Origin of the sequence: Flavobacterium lacisediminis, from assembly GCF_025909975.1 — a bacterium.
Classification (GTDB): Bacteria; Bacteroidota; Bacteroidia; order Flavobacteriales; family Flavobacteriaceae; genus Flavobacterium; species Flavobacterium lacisediminis.
In genome coordinates this window covers 60,078-75,913 of sequence record NZ_JAPCIO010000008.1, presented here as the reverse complement: position 1 = coordinate 75,913, position 15,836 = coordinate 60,078, and the positions used below count along the sequence as shown (strand labels likewise).

Here is a 15,836-nt window from a genome sequence, read left to right as displayed (position 1 = left end):
AAATTATAGGTTACGTTCTTTCAGTAATTGATTGATAATTTTGATGTATTCTGCTTTTGCTTCATCAGGAGGAAGGTTTTTTACCTGCATCCATGCATTTAATTTGAAGGCATTTCTAATATCCTGAGGATTTTGAAACAATAAAGGGTTTGTGGTTTCGGATGTAGCTTGTTTGTACAAACCATACAATACCAATTGCATATCCTGTGGCACCGATTCTTGTGGAATCAATTGTGCGTTAGCAAATGCTTCATCAAATAATGTATTTAAATCCTTTACGCTCATTCTTTATGCTTTTTTACTAATAACGGTTTTGTTTCCGATAGCTTTATCGCCTAATTTCACATTAACTTCGGTTCCTAATGGTAAATAAATATCTACTCTTGAGCCAAATTTGATGAAACCTGCATCTTTACCTTGAACCACACGCATGCCTTCTTGAGCGTAATTTACAATACGTCTCGCTAAAGCACCTGCAATTTGACGGTATAAGATTTCACCATACACTCTGTTATTGATAACAACAGTAGTTCTTTCGTTTTCTTCACTTGCTTTTGGATGCCATGCTACTAAGTATTTTCCTGGGTGATATTTGCTGTATTTTACGATTCCGTTTACACAATAACGCGTAACGTGAACGTTAATAGGCGACATGAAGATAGAAACCATCAAGCGCTTGTCTTTAAAATATTCAGGTTCGAATACTTCTTCAATAACCACTACTTTTCCGTCTACTGGAGCTAAAATATGATTATCGCTATTGTCAGCAACACGTGTTGGATTTCTAAAGAATTGTAAAACCAATACTAAGATTACTAATGCAAATAAGTATAAAATAGTTTTTAACCAACCGATGGTTACAAATTCATCAGTTAAGAAAATAATCCCAACAACTAAAAGTAGTGTGATTAAAATGATTTTAGCGCCTTCTTTATGAAACATAGTATAAAATTAAATAAAATAAATTAATAAATGGAATTACAAATATAATACTATCTAGTCGATCTAGAATACCTCCGTGACCAGGCATTATATTTCCGGTGTCTTTTATACCGGCAACGCGTTTTAATTTTGATTCAATTAAATCGCCTAACGTACTGAAAACACTCACAATAGCTGCAATTACAATCCAAATGTAAATTGTAGAAGCCATAATGTAATAATTAGCTAATAAAGCACCGCCAATGATGGTAAATACTAACCCGCCAGCAAAACCTTCAATGGTTTTTTTAGGAGAAACACTTGGAAAAAGCTTGTTTTTGCCTATGTTTTTTCCAACTAAATACGCAAAAGTATCGTTGGTCCAAATTAAAACAATGATTGAAATTAAAATTTTTGGATTGTATCCTTTCACGCCCATTGCAATATAATTCGCCAAGATAAAAGGAAGAATTACGTATCCAAAGAGTAAAAAGTAGCGCGTGTAAAGTTGAAAATTTGTTTTCTTGGTATTGAAAAGATATAGTAATAATTTAACCGAAATTATAACCGCTATTGCAGTTAATGCAGTATTTAAATTTAAATCGGAGTTTTTATTCCATAAGAAATAATAGGAAGCAGCGGCAATAGGAATGCTAACGTAGAAGTTCAATCCACACATTTTGCAAAATTCATACACTCCAATAATCAAAAAAGCGCCAAAAAGAATCGCTAAACTCTCCCTAGAATAAGAAATGCAGCCTAATAGTAAAATCACATAAACGGCTCCAGATAATGCTCTTTTTAGCGTTTCGTTCATTATTATAAATCTTCTAAAAGAAGTAGGTAAAGATTTTTGTGGCAACTTCCATAATGAAGAAAATCCTGTTCTTTTACTTCTTCAAAATATTTTATGGTAGTAATATTAGAAGGGTAATTTTTTTCGTGAGCGCTTTTAATTCGCCTTAATCCGTCGCTTTTGCTATTTACAATCTGACTTGTGGTAGCGAAAATAATCATGTTTGTAGGCAATTCATTTGGTTTGAAGTGCTTAAACTGATTTGATGAAAATAGAATAGAACCTTCATCTGCAATTAAATTTTCGCAAGAAGAAAGAAAAAATATTGGATTTGTAGTGCTATTGTAGGTTAGTTTATTGTCGTCAAGTAAATAAAGTAGTCGATTGTCATAACATTGTGCGTTACTTTCGAACCAATCGTTTTCAGCTAAAATATTTTCAAAATTCTCTGCAATTTCATCTAAATTCTCACAATAAATGAATTTACCCCCATTTTCTTTGAAATTGAAAGTAAACTGTTCGTCTATAGGCAGAGCAGTATCAGGCGAATACGGACTTTTAACTTCTTGTTTTTTGTCGCTTTCGTCTTCGTCTCCCGAAGTGCCAAAAAATTTTCTAAAAAGACTCATGTATCTTTAGTCGTTTTTTATAGTGTAAAAATCAAAGATAAAAAAAAACTTAGTTCTTTTCCTAAGGAACTAAGTTTTTTATTAATATTATTTTGTTGATAAGTCCTTATTCCGCAGCAGGAATTTCTTCTTCTTTGTCAAAAGGTCTTTTTCCGAAAATAGTTTCCAAATCATCTTTGAAAATTACTTCTTTTTCTATCAGAATATCAGCTAATTGTGTTAGCTTTTCTTTGTTTGTTTCTAAAATGTGAATTGCTCTTTGATATTGCTCTTCAATTAATTTAGAAATTTCAGTATCGATAACTTTTGCAGTTTCTTCAGAATACGGTTTAGAAAAATTGTAATCAGATTGCCCAGTTGAATCGTAATACGTGATATTTCCAAGCTTATCGTTCAATCCATAAATGGTTACCATCGCTCTTGCCTGGCGCGTTACTTTTTCTAAATCGCTCAAAGCACCTGTTGAAATTTCATTGAAAATTACTTTCTCAGCCGCTCTTCCGCCCATAGTAGCACACATTTCGTCTAGCATTTGATCTGGACGAACAATCAATCTTTCTTCTGGTAAATACCATGCTGCTCCTAAACTTTGTCCACGAGGAACAATCGTAACTTTTACAAGAGGTGCTGCATGTTCTAACATCCAACTTACTGTTGCATGTCCAGCTTCGTGAATGGCGATTGCGCGTTTTTCAGCTGGTGTGACAATTTTGTTTTTCTTTTCTAAACCACCAATAATTCTATCAACAGCGTCTAAGAAATCTTGTTTGTCTACCGCTTTTTTGTCTTTACGTGCTGCAATTAATGCCGCTTCGTTACAAACATTAGCAATATCAGCTCCAGAGAATCCTGGGGTTTGTTTTGCTAAAAATTCAGTATCTAATTCCTCTGATTTTTTCAAAGGTTTTAAGTGTACTTCAAAAATTTCCTTACGTTCTCTAATGTCTGGTAAGTCTACATAAATTTGTCTGTCAAAACGACCAGCACGTAATAATGCTTTGTCTAAAACATCAGCACGGTTGGTAGCAGCTAATACAATTACATTTGAATTGGTTCCAAAACCATCCATTTCAGTTAATAACTGATTTAATGTATTTTCTCTTTCGTCGTTAGCACCTGTCATGTTGTTTTTTCCACGAGCTCTACCCACAGCGTCAATTTCGTCAATGAAAATGATAGATGGTGATTTCTCTTTGGCTTGTTTGAATAAATCTCTAACACGAGAAGCTCCAACTCCAACAAACATTTCCACAAAATCAGAACCTGATAAAGAGAAGAAAGGTACTTTAGCTTCACCTGCAACGGCTTTAGCTAATAATGTTTTTCCAGTTCCAGGAGGCCCAACTAATAAAGCTCCTTTTGGGATTTTACCACCAATTGAAGTATATTTTTCAGGAGTTTTTAAGAATTCTACAATTTCTTGAATTTCTTCTTTAGCACCTTCTAATCCGGCAACGTTTTCAAAAGTTACACGAGTATCGTTCTTTTCATCAAATAGTTTAGCTTTCGATTTACCAATGCTGAAGATTTGTCCACCTCCACCACTAGAACCACCTGACATTCTTCGCATCATAAAGACCCAAAGTCCTACTAAAAGTAAGATAGGTAAAAGCATAGAGATGATTTCTCCCCACATGCTTTCAGGCTCCTTTTCATATTCGGTTAGTTTGCCTTCGTTTGATGCTTTTTGTAAATTTTCTTGAAAGGTTTTTAAATCTCCAATTTCAAAGAAATAATGAGGTCCTTTAGTGTTTAATTTATTTAAAACATCATTTTTTACTTTTTCATGCGTTTTATCGCTTAAAGCTGTTTTCTTTAAATAAACAGTCGCCTTTGTATTAGTAAACACTACTTTTTCTACCTGATTTTTATTTAAAAATTGATAGAATTTAGATAATGTTGTAGGCGCAGGATTACTTAAATCAATCCCTTTTGTAAATAAACTTATCGTAAAAAAAATAGTCAAGACAAGTACAATACTCATCCATGGACTAAACTTAAAGCCAGAATTATTATTTTGTGCCATAAATTTTTTTAGTATTTAGTTTCAATGGTTGTGATTTTTGCATCACCCCATAAACTCTCAATTCGGTAGTATTCGCGAATGTGTTTTTGGAAAACATGTACTACAATATTCACGTAGTCCATTAAAACCCATTCTCCATTTTCAGCACCTTCAACGTGCCATGGTTTATCTTTTAATTCTTTTGAAACGATTTTTTGTACTGAACCTACAATTGCATTTACTTGAGTATTTGAATTTCCATTACAAATTACAAAGTAGTCACAAACCGTGTTGTCAATTTCTCTTAAATCAAGAATATCAATATTTTCTCCTTTTACTTCTTCAATCCCTTTGATGATGTTTGCTAATAAATCATCATTATTAATCTGCTTCTTCGCCATTTATTATTTTTGTATTTATGCAAAGGTATCATTTTTTGTGATTATTTTTGAACCTTAACATAAGATTAAATTTTGTTATTGTATTATGAAGATAATCAAACTCGATGCCATAGATTCTACCAATAGTTTTTTGAAAGCGCTTTCGGCACAAGAAACTTGCGAAAATTTCACCGTTGTTAACACCGAATCGCAAACAGAAGGGAAAGGACAAAGAGGTTCGGGTTGGACTTCTGAAGCAGGTAAGAATCTAGCTTTTAGTGTTTTATATAATCAAAAAATAGAGGAGAATGCAAGTTTATTTACCTTGAATATTGTCGTGGCTTTAAGTGTAGTTGAAGCACTGAAAACCATTAGTAATTTAAATTTCTCCATTAAATGGCCTAATGACATCTTGGCAGAGAATAAGAAAATAGCTGGCATTTTAATCGAAAATACATTCAAAAATTCAAACGAAGTACAATCGATTATCGGAATTGGTTTAAATGTGAACCAATCTCAGTTTGAAAATTTGCCACAAGCATCGTCTTTATTTTTATTGGAAAACCAATTATTTGATAGAGATGCACTTTTGATTTCCATCGTAAACAGATTAGAATTCAATTTAAATCAACTTGAAAATCTTAACGAAGATTATTTTTGGAATGCTTATCATGCTATTTTGTTTAAGAAAGAGGTAGTTTCAACTTTCGAATCGGCATTAGGAAATCGATTTGTAGGAAAAATTCAAAAGGTAACAAAAGACGGCAAATTAGAAGTTTTATTGGAAGACGATTCGATAACCTCTTTCGATGTGAAAGAAGTAAAAATGTTGTATTAAAATCATTCGAATATAAATTACTCAAACCTTTGTTAAACTTCGCGGAAAAGTTTTTGTTTTTGAGTACATTTGTGCCAATTTATAAAAAACGTATTCCCAACTCATGGAGAAAAAAATACTATCCCTGTTATCTTCCACACGCTTAATGGCTTTTTTATTCATTGCTTTTGCTATAGCCATGGCAGCCGGAACTTTTATCGAAGACGCTTATAATACTGATACTGCAAGAGTTATTGTTTACAATGCCGTTTGGTTTGAAGTAATTATGGTGTTTTTTATCATCAACTTTTTAGGTAACATCAAACGTTATCAATTACATAAAAAAGAAAATTGGGCAACTTTAATTTTACACCTTTCTTTCATTTTAATTATCGTTGGCGCTTTTGTTACGCGTTATATTAGTTACGAAGGAATGATGCCGATTAGAGAAGGTGAATCAGCCAATATGATTTATTCTGATAAACCTTATTTAACGGTTTTAGTGGATGGAAATCACGATGGACAAATGCGTCGTAAAACTTTTGAAAAAGGATTGTATTTGGCGCCAGAAGTAAAAGAAGATGGCTTTTTGAATGCTTTTGCCAGTAATCATTTTTCAATGGGAGGCGAGTTTAGTGGAATTCCATTTGAAATAGAACATCAAGAATTCATTATGAACGCTACCGAAACCGTTGTTCCATCTGAAACCGGACAATTGATGATAAAAATGGTAGAGTCGAGTGGAGGAACGCGTCACGAACATTACTTAAAAGAAGGAGAAGTTCAAAACTTACACAACGTACTTTTTGCTTTCAATAAATATACAGAAGGCGCAATCAATATTACTAAAATTGCTGAAGCCTATACGATTCAAACGCCATTTGAAGGTGATTTTATGCGAATGGCTGATAAATTACAAGGTAAAGTGGTAAAAGATTCGGTGCAACCTTTGATGTTACGTTCGTTGTATAATATTGGTGGAGCGCAATTTGTATTTCCAGAACCAGCTATCAAAGGAGAATTGACTTTCAAGTCGAATAACGATTTCAAAGACAAACAAACAGATGACGCTTTGAAAGTAAAAATCAAAACACAAGGAAAAGAAGAAATTCTAACATTAGTTGGTTCAAGAGGTAAGCAAGGTGTTCCGCAAACTGTTAAGATTGGTGATTTAGAATTTACACTCTTCTTTGGAAGTAAAATTTACAACACACCATTTACTGTTAAACTAGATGATTTTATTGCTGATAAATATCCAGGAACAGAAAATAGTTATTCGGCTTTCAAAAGTAAAATTGAAGTTATTGATACAGAACAAAAGAAAACATTTAAAGATAGTGTTTTCATGAATCATATTTTAGATTACAGAGGTTATAGGTTCTTCCAAGCCGGATTTGACCCAGATGAAAAAGGAACACAATTATCGGTTAGTCACGATTTCTGGGGAACTTGGATTACTTACATTGGTTACTTCTTGTTGTATCTTGGTTTGATGGCTATATTATTTACAAAAAATAGTCGTTTTTCAAGTTTGAAAGAGAAATTAGAAAAAGTGAAAGCTAAGAGAGCAGGTTTGCTAAGTGTGTTTTTGATTTTATTTTCTACTCTAACTTTTGCACAACAACACAATCATCAACCTAGTAAAGAAGAAATTCTAAAGTTGTTAAAAAAATACGAAGTTTCAACTGAACATGCGAATGAATTTGGAAAAATCGTAATTCAAGATGGTGGTCGTATGAAACCTATCAATACGTTTTCATCGGAATTACTTCGTAAAGTATCAAAAAGCGATTCGTATGAAGGGATGAATTCCGATCAAGCGTTTTTATCGATGACGCAATATCCTCAATATTGGTATTCGTTGCCAATTATCTATTTAAAAAGAGGAAACGACAGTATTCGTAAATTAATTGGTGTAGAAAAAGAAGCAAAATATGCGCCTTTAGTAGCCTTCTTTGATGAAACTGGAAGCTATAAATTAGCTAAAGTATTAGAAACGGCTTATAAAGAACCAGTGCCGAATCAATTCCAAAAAGATTTTATTGAGGCAGATAAGAAAGTTAACCTTTTATATTCAGCTTTAAGCGGACAAATATTGAAAGTGTTCCCAGTTCCAGGCGATAAATCGAACAAATGGGTTTCGTTTTTAGAAATCAACCAACCAACAGGAACTGCTTTGGATTCCATTAAAAATGTAATGCCATTTTATTTGAATGCACTTGATAAAGCATCACAGAGTAAAAATTACGAACTACCAAATAGCCTTTTGAAAGGATTAACCGAATACCAAAAGAAATACGGAAAAGCCGTAATGCTTTCGGAAAGTAAAATCAATTCTGAAATTACGTATAATAAATATGATATTTTCAAGAGATTATATTATATGTATATGTTAGCTGGTGTTTTAATGTTAGCTTTCTGTATTGTTCAAATTTTTAAAGATTCGAAAGTCATTCGATTGATTATCAACGGTTTTCATGGATTAATCGGATTGTTTTTCATATTGCATTTAGCGGGATTAATTGTAAGATGGTATATTTCAGGTCACGCGCCTTGGAGTGATGCGTATGAAAGTATGATTTATGTAGCTTGGGCAACGATGTTCTTTACATTAGCTTTGGGATTTGGAAATCCTTTATGGTTATTTTTATTAACAAAGCAAAAGTTAGTTAACAATTCTCCAATAACAGTTGCAGCCGGAACTTTTGTAACTTCAATGATTTTGATGATTGCGCATTGGAATTGGATGGATCCTTCCATCGGAAACTTACAACCGGTTTTAAATTCATATTGGTTAATGATTCACGTTGCAGTAATCGTAGCGAGTTACGGACCATTTACTTTAGCGATGGTTTTAGGTTTAGTTTCGTTATTCTTGATGATTTTCACTAACGAAAAGAACAAAGAAAGAATGAAATTAAGCATCGATGAAATTACGTATATCAATGAAATGGCACTAACAGTAGGTTTGGTTATGTTAACCATAGGAAACTTCCTTGGCGGACAATGGGCTAACGAAAGTTGGGGACGTTATTGGGGTTGGGACCCAAAAGAAACTTGGGCTTTAATTAGTATTATGGTGTATGCATTTGTAATTCATGCACGATTTGTACCTGCATTAAGAGGAAGATGGATTTATAACGTAATGAGTGTTTTAGCTTTTGCTTCTATTTTAATGACGTATTTTGGAGTAAATTTCCACTTAAGCGGTTTACACAGTTACGCTTCAGGAGAGAAACAAAACGTTACGTATTACTTTGTAATTTTAGTAATTGTCCTATTAATATCGGCAATAGCTTATTTCCCGTATAAGAAATATTATAAAAAATAAGAATTTGGTCGCTAATAAGCGGCCATTTTTTTTAAGAAATGTTTATCAAAAATTGCGTTTTAAAACCCTAAATTTGAAATAAAAAAAAGATGAAGAAATTAGTAACCTTGTTTTCAGTAGCAGCATTGCTTTTTAGTTGTCAAAATCAGGCACAAAAAAAGCAACCAACTACCGCAACAGCAACCACAACACCTATGACAAAAGAAACCATTTATCAGTTTAAAGTAGAAGATTTAAGCGGAGATACTTTTGATTTTTCAACACTAAAAGGAAAGAAAATCTTAGTAGTTAACACAGCTTCTGAATGTGGTTTAACACCGCAATACGAACAATTACAAGCGATTTACGAAAAATACAAAGACAAAAATTTCGTAATCGTAGGTTTTCCAGCAAACAACTTTGGAGCACAAGAGCCAGGAACAAATCAAGAGATTGCTACGTTTTGCCAACAAAACTATGGAGTTTCGTTTCCTATGATGGCTAAAATTTCGGTAAAAGGTGGCGATATGCATCCTGTGTACCAATTCTTAACACAAAATGCTAAAAACGGATTAGAAGATAGCGAAGTACAATGGAATTTCCAAAAATACCTAATCAATGAAAATGGTGAATTAGCAAAAGTAGTGTCTCCAAGAACGTTGCCAACCGATGCTGAAATCGTAAATTGGATTGAAGGGAAATAATTTAGTATTTAGTTTTCAGTCGCAGTTTTCAGTATCTGTTGACTGTGACTGAGAACTGCGACTAATTTTAAAGCATTTTCTGAACAAAAACCGAATGCAACCATCGGTTAAATTTAAAGCCTGATTCTTTAATAAAACCAACTTCTTCGAAGCCAAATTTCTTGTGAAAATCGATACTATTCTTATTTTCAGAATCGATAACGCCAATCATCGTATGAAGGTTTTGTTGTTTGGCTCTTACGATTAATTCGGTTAATAATAATTTCCCGATACCTTTTCCAATAACATTTTTATTCGCATAAACCGAATGTTCTACTGTGAATTTATACGCTTCTCTGAATCGGAATTCACTATAATAACCAAAACCTACAACCTCATTATTCATTTCGGCAATAATCACAGGAAAACCTTTCTGAACTTTTTCTTCAAAAATAGCTTCTTGTGTGGCTAAAGTTCGAACGTTGTAATCATACAGTGCAGTCGAATTCAAAATAGCATCGTTGATGATGTCTAAAATGGCTGGGCAATCTGTTATTTTATAGTCTCTAATTTTTATCTCCATTTGGCAAAGAAATTACGTAGTAAAAGTACTAAAAACCTTTTCAACTTCGTAACTTTGTAGTCCAGTTATTTTTTAAAATGATGTATCCAAAAATTCCTTTAGCGCAAAGCATTATCGAAATTTGCCAACAAAAAGGAGTCCAACATATCGTAATTTCACCAGGTTCTCGCAATGCACCTTTGACGATTGGATTTACTAATAATCCGTATTTCAAATGTTACAGTATTGCTGACGAACGTTGTGCCGCATTTTTTGCTTTGGGAATTGCCCAACAAATTCAGAAACCTGTTGCTGTTGTTTGTACTTCGGGTTCTGCAGTGTTGAATTATTATCCTGCGGTGGCGGAAGCTTTTTATAGTCAAATTCCGTTAGTAGTCATTTCTGCGGACAGACCACAAAATAAGATAGATATTGGAGACGGTCAAACGATTCGTCAGGAAAATGTTTTTGCGAATCACAGTTTGTACAATGCTAATTTGCAAGAAAATGTATCAACTGAAAACGATAATAACATTCAAATGGCGTTGCATGTTGCGGTTACCCAAAAAGGGCCAGTTCACATTAATGCACCTTTTGAAGAACCTTTATATGAAACCGTTTCCGAAATACAAGTACAACCTGAAATTGTTAATTTTAATACTGAAAACAAACCTTTCTCTTTAGGAAATTCCACTATAGAAACTTGGAATAAAGCGACTAAGAAATTGGTTTTAGTAGGAGAGTTGTTCCCAAATTCGTTAGAGCAAAAGTATTTGGATGTTTTAGCGAATGATCCAAGTGTTGTGGTGTTAACCGAAAAAACATCGAATTTACATCACCCAACCTTCATCGATCAGATTGATACGTTGATTACACCATTTACAGAGGATGATTTCAAAGCGTTTCAGCCTGAAATTTTGTTGACTTTCGGTGGAATGGTGGTTTCGAAACGTATCAAAGCCTTTTTGCGAAAATACAAACCAGTACACCATTGGCATGTGGACGATTTACGTGCCTATGATACTTTTGGAGCACTTACGAATCATTTTGAAACGAAAATCAATACGTTTTTGAGTCAGTTATTGACTGAAAATACGATTGAAAGTACCTATAAATCCAGTATTTCAGCTATTTGGAAAGATAGAGTAGCGAAACATCAAGAATACACTGCAAAAATTCCGTTTTCGGATTTTAAAGTGTTTGATTTTATTTGTCAAAACTTGCCAAAGAACATTCAATTGCAAGTTAGTAATAGTTCAGCGATACGCTATTTGCAGTTGTTTGATTTAGATAAAAGCATACAAGTTTTTTGTAATCGTGGTACGAGTGGGATTGATGGAAGTACTTCAACTGCCATTGGAGCTGCATCTGTGACAAATTTACCAACGATTTTGATTACAGGTGATATCAGCTTTTTATACGACAGCAACGCTTTGTGGAATAATTACATCCCAAAAAACTTTAAAATCATTTTATTAAACAACAGCGGTGGCGGTATTTTTAGAATTTTACCAGGACATCAAGAAACGGAAACGTTTAACACCTATTTTGAAACTTCGCACCAATTAAACGCCTCACATTTAGCTAAAATGTATGGACTAGATTATTTTGAAGCGAATAATGAAGCTACTTTACAACAACAATATGCTAAATTCTTAAGCCAAAACGAAAAACCAAGTATTTTAGAAGTTTTCACTCCAGAAAAAGAGAATAATGATATTTTATTGGAATTTTTTAGAAGGTTGAAGTAAAATACATATTTAAATAAAAAACGCTGTCAATTTTTTTTGATAGCGTTTTTTTATTGAATCTTGTAATTAAACTACCAGTCACTTTTTGTTGCGCTAGATTTTGCCATTTCCTTTTTAATATCGCTTTTAATGGTTTCAATTGTAGAATTGATTTCTGCATAATACGCTTTAAGAGTTTCCATTAATTTTGGATTATCCACCGCTTTTTCCGAAGCCAATTTATCAAACATTTTCTCTACAGTTGTTTCAGCACTCGACTTGATAAAGATATTTTTTATTTCGTATTTGTATTTGCCGTCTTTCGACATGATAGAAACAGTGTAAAATAATTTTACTTTTGTCTCACTTCCGTTTGCCTTAATGGTCATGAAAGAATACTGGGTATCAGTAACTGAATAAGCTTCTTTATCCTGTTTAATCTTATCCTGTGTTTCTTTATAGATATTTACAAAGAACATTTTGGAGTTGTTAAACAAGTCATCTTTGTTTTTTCCTTCTGCAGATACAACTTCCGAGAAGATAATTTGCCCGTTTTCATTCAATGGAAAATCGAATTTTTGTTGGGCACTCATGGTGAATGTAGTCAATACTAATAGTAAAAGGATTTTTTTCATATTTATGGAGCTTGATTTAATAATGGTTAAGTCGAATACAATAATAATATATTTTTTCTAAAATAGAAAAAAACCTTTGAGATAAAATAAACTTTTTTGGACTAAGCTGTAAATATTGAAAAAAAATCCCCAATTACTTGAGGATTCTATTTACTTTTTATTTTTACCAGAATTAAACTTAAAGCGTTCAACTGGGCTTTCTGGCTTTTGCTTTTTTGTAGAAGGCTTGCCTTGTCCAAATGGTTTTTTGTCCGTTGCCGATTTCGGTTGGAATGGTTTTTTGGTTTCGGGTTTTTTGGCGTCTTTTGAGATTGAGGTTTTGTTTTTGGCAATTTGGTCTAAAACTTCTCTTGGATTTTTTGGGTCTTCTTTTGTGCCACGTAAGTAAATCACTAATCCATTAAGGAAATTACGCAATAATTGATCTCCACATTCCATGTAATTGGGATGGTCTTCGCTTCTAAATATATTACCTAATTCGCCTTTAGAAACTCTAAAATTCACTAAGTTTAATATCTCAATAATTTGGTCATCGCGTAATTGTAAGGCTACACGTAACTTTTTAAAAACATCGTTGTTATTCATTTTATATCTTTTATTTTTGGAACATAGATTAAAGATTTTTTCTTTAATCTAAAACTTGAAACCCTTTAAAAAAGCCAAAGGTACGCTTTTCCAAATTCTTGGCTCCATAATTTTTCATTATGTTTACCATTAACAATTACCACTTTTTTGGTTAAATGCATGCAAGTGCATCTTTTATCGTTGACTAAGTCTACCATTTTGTCCATATCGGCTACTGTGGTTTCACCTTCGCTATCGCCACACATGAAATACAATTTGGTTTTGAGATTTTTGGTGTTTTCCGTCAAAGTATAAATGCTATTGTTAAACCAAAAAGAAGGTGAAAAAATAGCTGCTTTTCCAAAGATTTTAGGATATTTTAAAATCGCGTAATAGGAAACGAGTCCGCCAAGTGAACTTCCTGCAATAGCGGTATTCATTTTACCTGTTTTCGTTCTGTAATTGGTATCGATATGAGGTTTTAAGATAGTTACAATGAAATCCAAATAAGCATCGGCTTTTCCGCCACCATATTTTTCATTTGGATAAGGTGTAAGTTCATCCATTCGTTTTTCGTTGCCGTGTTCAATTCCTACAATGATGACTTCCGCTTTTAAAGAATCTAAAGTTTCATCTACTCTCCATTCGCCTGCGAAAGCCGTTTTATCATCAAATAAATTTTGCCCGTCGTGCATGTAAATTACGGGATATTTCTTTTCTGAAGTTTCATAATTGTGAGGTAAATACAACCAAATTTTCTTTGAAGTCTGTAATTGTGGAGCTTCAATCATAAAAGAAGTAACTTTGCTTTGCGACCATCCCGAAAGAGATGTTAATAAAAAAAAGAACAAAAATGGGAAATACTGCTTTTTCATTTTTATATTTGAATTCATCTAAAACATAAAAATACTATTTTGATGGACAGTTACCAAGAAAAAATAAGTTTATTACAGGAAATGATTGGTTTTGCTTTAATCGATGGCGAATTGCACGATAGAGAGTACGATTTTTTAGAAATGGTAGCCATGGAATTAGAAATTGAGAAAACCGTTTTTCATAAATTATTTGAAAATAGAGGTGAAGTTACCGTAATAAAAGATGAGTTCCACCGAATTTGTCAGTTTTATCGTTTGGCGTTATTGATGCATTGCGATGGCGTTTTACACGATGCTGAACAAATCAAAATCAATGAAATTGGAATTAATATGGGATTAAATCCGTATGCGATGAAACGCGTACTGAATTTAATGAAAAACTCCCCAAACCGAATGGTTGAGGGAGATGTTTTATTGTCCGTTTTTACTGAGCAACATAATTAGTTTGCAAGAACTTCGTCGAAATTTACCATCCAATTGATGCCGAATTTATCGGTAAACATTCCGAAATAAGCTCCCCAGAATGTTTTTTCCATTGGCATAATAATGTTTCCGCCTGCAGAAAGTCCATTGAACAATTTATCGGCTTCTTCTTTACTGTCTGTATTGATAGATACAGAGAAATTGTTTCCAAAAGTAACATCGCCACTAAACGAAGTACTATCACTTGCCATTAAAATGGTTTCTTTACTAATAGGCAAACTTACATGCATAATGCGATTGCCTTCTTCCTCACTTGGAGGTGGACAATTTTCATCGGCTGGCATATCTTTAAATCTACCCATATAAGTAAATTCGCCTCCAAAAACCGATTTGTAAAAATTAAAAGCTTCTTCTGTATTACCATTAAAGGTAAGATATACATTTACTGTTGCCATACTTTATTGTTTTATGATTGATTACTTAAAAGTATAAATTTTTTTTAAGATAGGTTTTATCAAATAGAACTAAAAAAAAAGAGTGAACTAGCACTCTTTTTTTTTAGTTATAAGTAATACTAAAATTACCTTGGGAAATTGTCATGGTTTGGGAATTTCCTGTTGCTGTAAAATTAAAAGTTCCTACAATTGTATTCCCTGAGTGAGAAGTAATGTTTATAGTTCCTCCTGTTGTTGTGTAGTCAATATTAGAATTATTATTGAAACCAGCATCATAATTATTTCCATCAATTGAATGTGAACCAACAGTTGCATTTTCAGGAATCATGATGGAATAAATACCAAAATCAGCACCAATATTTGTATTGTATCCGTATACCACTATTTTATTAGCTTCGCTAACTTGCTGAATCATTAAATACTTACCATCATTGTTATCTGTATCCATATTGAAAACAGTACCGCTATTTAATTTTAATGACATACTTCCATTAGAATATAATTGTTGACTAATTACTCTAATATTGCTAAATGTACCATTGGTTATTGACATTTGTGTTGGAGAATCAAAGCCGATTAAGGTTCCACTAAAAGTTCCTGAAATTGTTCCGTTGTTACTGTTGTATGAGTTGATTGTTAATGTGAATGTTCCACCCGTTTCATCAGAACTATATGAGTCTTCCATAGTATTGTAACTTAAATTTCCATCTGCATCGAATCCATTATAAGTATAAGTTCCTACTGATAAGTTCTGTAAAGGAATATTAATAGCTAACGATGAAGAATTTGATGCAGTTCCTAAAATTTGAAGTACACTACCATTAATGTCACCAAAATTAATAGATTGAACTGCGGCAACAGCTACATTAGAGCGCCAATTTTGACCATCGATAGTGGCAGTAATTGATCCCGTTAATGATGATTCATCAGAAGAATCGCTTGAACATGAAGTTAGGACAACGAAACACAAGATAAGAGTAATAATTTTTTTCATTTTTTTCATTTATAATAGTTAATTGGTATAAAAGTAAAATATTAAGATTTATCTTGC

The 15,836-nt window shown here is 32.9% G+C and carries 17 protein-coding genes; 5 read left to right on the top strand and 12 right to left on the bottom strand.

The annotated features are described in order from the left end of the window. Nucleotides 1-3 precede the first annotated feature (3 nt). From OJ995_RS11740 to rsfS, 6 genes are all read right to left on the bottom strand, one after another. A complete protein-coding gene (locus OJ995_RS11740; RefSeq protein ID WP_264369593.1) occupies nt 4-285 on the bottom strand; it encodes an acyl-CoA-binding protein in 282 nt (93 codons plus the stop codon). Nucleotides 286-288: 3 nt separating this feature from the next. Next, nucleotides 289-942 carry a phosphatidylserine decarboxylase family protein gene (locus tag OJ995_RS11735; protein ID WP_264369592.1) on the bottom strand — a complete coding sequence of 218 codons (654 nt, stop codon included), beginning with the start codon at nt 940-942 and terminating at the stop codon, nt 289-291. Further along, nucleotides 932-1,738 (bottom strand): phosphatidate cytidylyltransferase, encoded by an 807-nt coding sequence (locus tag OJ995_RS11730; protein ID WP_264369591.1) that lies wholly within the window; start codon nt 1,736-1,738, stop codon nt 932-934. Before OJ995_RS11730 ends, OJ995_RS11735 begins: the two co-directional genes overlap by 11 nt. Nucleotides 1,739-1,740: 2 nt before the next feature. Then, nucleotides 1,741-2,346 carry an LUD domain-containing protein gene (locus OJ995_RS11725; RefSeq protein ID WP_264369590.1) on the bottom strand — a complete coding sequence of 202 codons (606 nt, stop codon included), beginning with the start codon at nt 2,344-2,346 and terminating at the stop codon, nt 1,741-1,743. A gap of 106 nt (nt 2,347-2,452) precedes the next feature. Beyond that, entirely contained in the window at nt 2,453-4,372 is a 1,920-nt protein-coding gene (ftsH, locus tag OJ995_RS11720) for an ATP-dependent zinc metalloprotease FtsH (protein ID WP_264369589.1), read from the bottom strand. 8 nt (nt 4,373-4,380) lie between these two features. Then, nucleotides 4,381-4,752 (bottom strand): ribosome silencing factor, encoded by a 372-nt coding sequence (rsfS, locus tag OJ995_RS11715; protein WP_133610768.1) that lies wholly within the window; start codon nt 4,750-4,752, stop codon nt 4,381-4,383. A gap of 85 nt (nt 4,753-4,837) precedes the next feature. Between rsfS and OJ995_RS11710 the strand changes: the two genes are divergently transcribed. The 3 genes from OJ995_RS11710 (at nt 4,838) to OJ995_RS11700 (ending at nt 9,562) form a co-directional block, all read left to right on the top strand. Beyond that, complete coding sequence (locus OJ995_RS11710) at nt 4,838-5,569, top strand: biotin--[acetyl-CoA-carboxylase] ligase (RefSeq protein WP_264369588.1); 732 nt, start codon at nt 4,838-4,840, stop codon at nt 5,567-5,569. Nucleotides 5,570-5,672: 103 nt separating this feature from the next. Next, nucleotides 5,673-8,879 carry a cytochrome c biogenesis protein gene (locus tag OJ995_RS11705; RefSeq protein ID WP_264369587.1) on the top strand — a complete coding sequence of 1,069 codons (3,207 nt, stop codon included), beginning with the start codon at nt 5,673-5,675 and terminating at the stop codon, nt 8,877-8,879. Nucleotides 8,880-8,968: 89 nt separating this feature from the next. Next, nucleotides 8,969-9,562 carry a glutathione peroxidase gene (locus OJ995_RS11700; RefSeq protein ID WP_264369586.1) on the top strand — a complete coding sequence of 198 codons (594 nt, stop codon included), beginning with the start codon at nt 8,969-8,971 and terminating at the stop codon, nt 9,560-9,562. A gap of 67 nt (nt 9,563-9,629) precedes the next feature. Here OJ995_RS11700 and OJ995_RS11695 read toward each other — a convergent pair whose 3' ends face one another. Then, complete coding sequence (locus OJ995_RS11695; protein WP_264369585.1) at nt 9,630-10,124, bottom strand: GNAT family N-acetyltransferase; 495 nt, start codon at nt 10,122-10,124, stop codon at nt 9,630-9,632. Between the two features lie 77 nt (nt 10,125-10,201). Between OJ995_RS11695 and menD the strand changes: the two genes are divergently transcribed. After that, on the top strand, nt 10,202-11,854 hold the full coding sequence (gene menD / locus OJ995_RS11690) for a 2-succinyl-5-enolpyruvyl-6-hydroxy-3-cyclohexene-1-carboxylic-acid synthase (protein ID WP_264369584.1): 1,653 nt from the start codon (nt 10,202-10,204) through the stop codon (nt 11,852-11,854). 71 nt (nt 11,855-11,925) lie between these two features. On the opposite strand, the gene OJ995_RS11685 is transcribed toward menD, so the two are convergent. From OJ995_RS11685 to OJ995_RS11675, 3 genes are all read right to left on the bottom strand, one after another. Continuing rightward, nucleotides 11,926-12,468 carry a DUF4468 domain-containing protein gene (locus OJ995_RS11685; RefSeq protein WP_264369583.1) on the bottom strand — a complete coding sequence of 181 codons (543 nt, stop codon included), beginning with the start codon at nt 12,466-12,468 and terminating at the stop codon, nt 11,926-11,928. Between the two features lie 150 nt (nt 12,469-12,618). Next, nucleotides 12,619-13,053, bottom strand: coding sequence for a DUF1456 family protein (locus OJ995_RS11680; RefSeq protein WP_264369582.1), 435 nt, complete (start codon nt 13,051-13,053; stop codon nt 12,619-12,621). A 65-nt stretch (nt 13,054-13,118) separates the two neighbouring features. Then, nucleotides 13,119-13,907, bottom strand: a complete 789-nt coding sequence (locus OJ995_RS11675; RefSeq protein ID WP_264369581.1) for an alpha/beta hydrolase — start codon at nt 13,905-13,907, stop codon at nt 13,119-13,121. Between the two features lie 42 nt (nt 13,908-13,949). Between OJ995_RS11675 and OJ995_RS11670 the strand changes: the two genes are divergently transcribed. Continuing rightward, on the top strand, nt 13,950-14,351 hold the full coding sequence (locus OJ995_RS11670; protein WP_026725073.1) for a hypothetical protein: 402 nt from the start codon (nt 13,950-13,952) through the stop codon (nt 14,349-14,351). Here OJ995_RS11670 and OJ995_RS11665 read toward each other — a convergent pair. Beyond that, nucleotides 14,348-14,785 carry a VOC family protein gene (locus tag OJ995_RS11665; RefSeq protein WP_194096503.1) on the bottom strand — a complete coding sequence of 146 codons (438 nt, stop codon included), beginning with the start codon at nt 14,783-14,785 and terminating at the stop codon, nt 14,348-14,350. The genes OJ995_RS11670 and OJ995_RS11665 overlap by 4 nt on opposite strands. Nucleotides 14,786-14,888: 103 nt before the next feature. After that, the gene (locus OJ995_RS11660) at nt 14,889-15,779 is read right to left on the bottom strand and encodes a Riean_0653 family protein (protein ID WP_264369580.1); all 891 of its coding nucleotides are present in this window, start codon (nt 15,777-15,779) and stop codon (nt 14,889-14,891) included. Nucleotides 15,780-15,836 lie beyond the last annotated feature (57 nt).

Coding starts and splice junctions, on each gene's coding strand:
- rsfS (WP_133610768.1), bottom strand. CDS start 4,752: ATGGCGAAGAAGCAGATTAATAATGATGATTTATTAGCAAACATCATC.
- OJ995_RS11710 (WP_264369588.1), top strand. CDS start 4,838: ATGAAGATAATCAAACTCGATGCCATAGATTCTACCAATAGTTTTTTG.
- OJ995_RS11740 (WP_264369593.1), bottom strand. CDS start 285: ATGAGCGTAAAGGATTTAAATACATTATTTGATGAAGCATTTGCTAAC.
- OJ995_RS11730 (WP_264369591.1), bottom strand. CDS start 1,738: ATGAACGAAACGCTAAAAAGAGCATTATCTGGAGCCGTTTATGTGATT.
- OJ995_RS11665 (WP_194096503.1), bottom strand. CDS start 14,785: ATGGCAACAGTAAATGTATATCTTACCTTTAATGGTAATACAGAAGAA.
- OJ995_RS11695 (WP_264369585.1), bottom strand. CDS start 10,124: ATGGAGATAAAAATTAGAGACTATAAAATAACAGATTGCCCAGCCATT.
- OJ995_RS11675 (WP_264369581.1), bottom strand. CDS start 13,907: ATGAAAAAGCAGTATTTCCCATTTTTGTTCTTTTTTTTATTAACATCT.
- ftsH (WP_264369589.1), bottom strand. CDS start 4,372: ATGGCACAAAATAATAATTCTGGCTTTAAGTTTAGTCCATGGATGAGT.
- OJ995_RS11700 (WP_264369586.1), top strand. CDS start 8,969: ATGAAGAAATTAGTAACCTTGTTTTCAGTAGCAGCATTGCTTTTTAGT.
- OJ995_RS11735 (WP_264369592.1), bottom strand. CDS start 942: ATGTTTCATAAAGAAGGCGCTAAAATCATTTTAATCACACTACTTTTA.
- OJ995_RS11705 (WP_264369587.1), top strand. CDS start 5,673: ATGGAGAAAAAAATACTATCCCTGTTATCTTCCACACGCTTAATGGCT.
- OJ995_RS11680 (WP_264369582.1), bottom strand. CDS start 13,053: ATGAATAACAACGATGTTTTTAAAAAGTTACGTGTAGCCTTACAATTA.
- OJ995_RS11725 (WP_264369590.1), bottom strand. CDS start 2,346: ATGAGTCTTTTTAGAAAATTTTTTGGCACTTCGGGAGACGAAGACGAA.
- menD (WP_264369584.1), top strand. CDS start 10,202: ATGATGTATCCAAAAATTCCTTTAGCGCAAAGCATTATCGAAATTTGC.
- OJ995_RS11660 (WP_264369580.1), bottom strand. CDS start 15,779: ATGAAAAAAATTATTACTCTTATCTTGTGTTTCGTTGTCCTAACTTCA.
- OJ995_RS11685 (WP_264369583.1), bottom strand. CDS start 12,468: ATGAAAAAAATCCTTTTACTATTAGTATTGACTACATTCACCATGAGT.
- OJ995_RS11670 (WP_026725073.1), top strand. CDS start 13,950: ATGGACAGTTACCAAGAAAAAATAAGTTTATTACAGGAAATGATTGGT.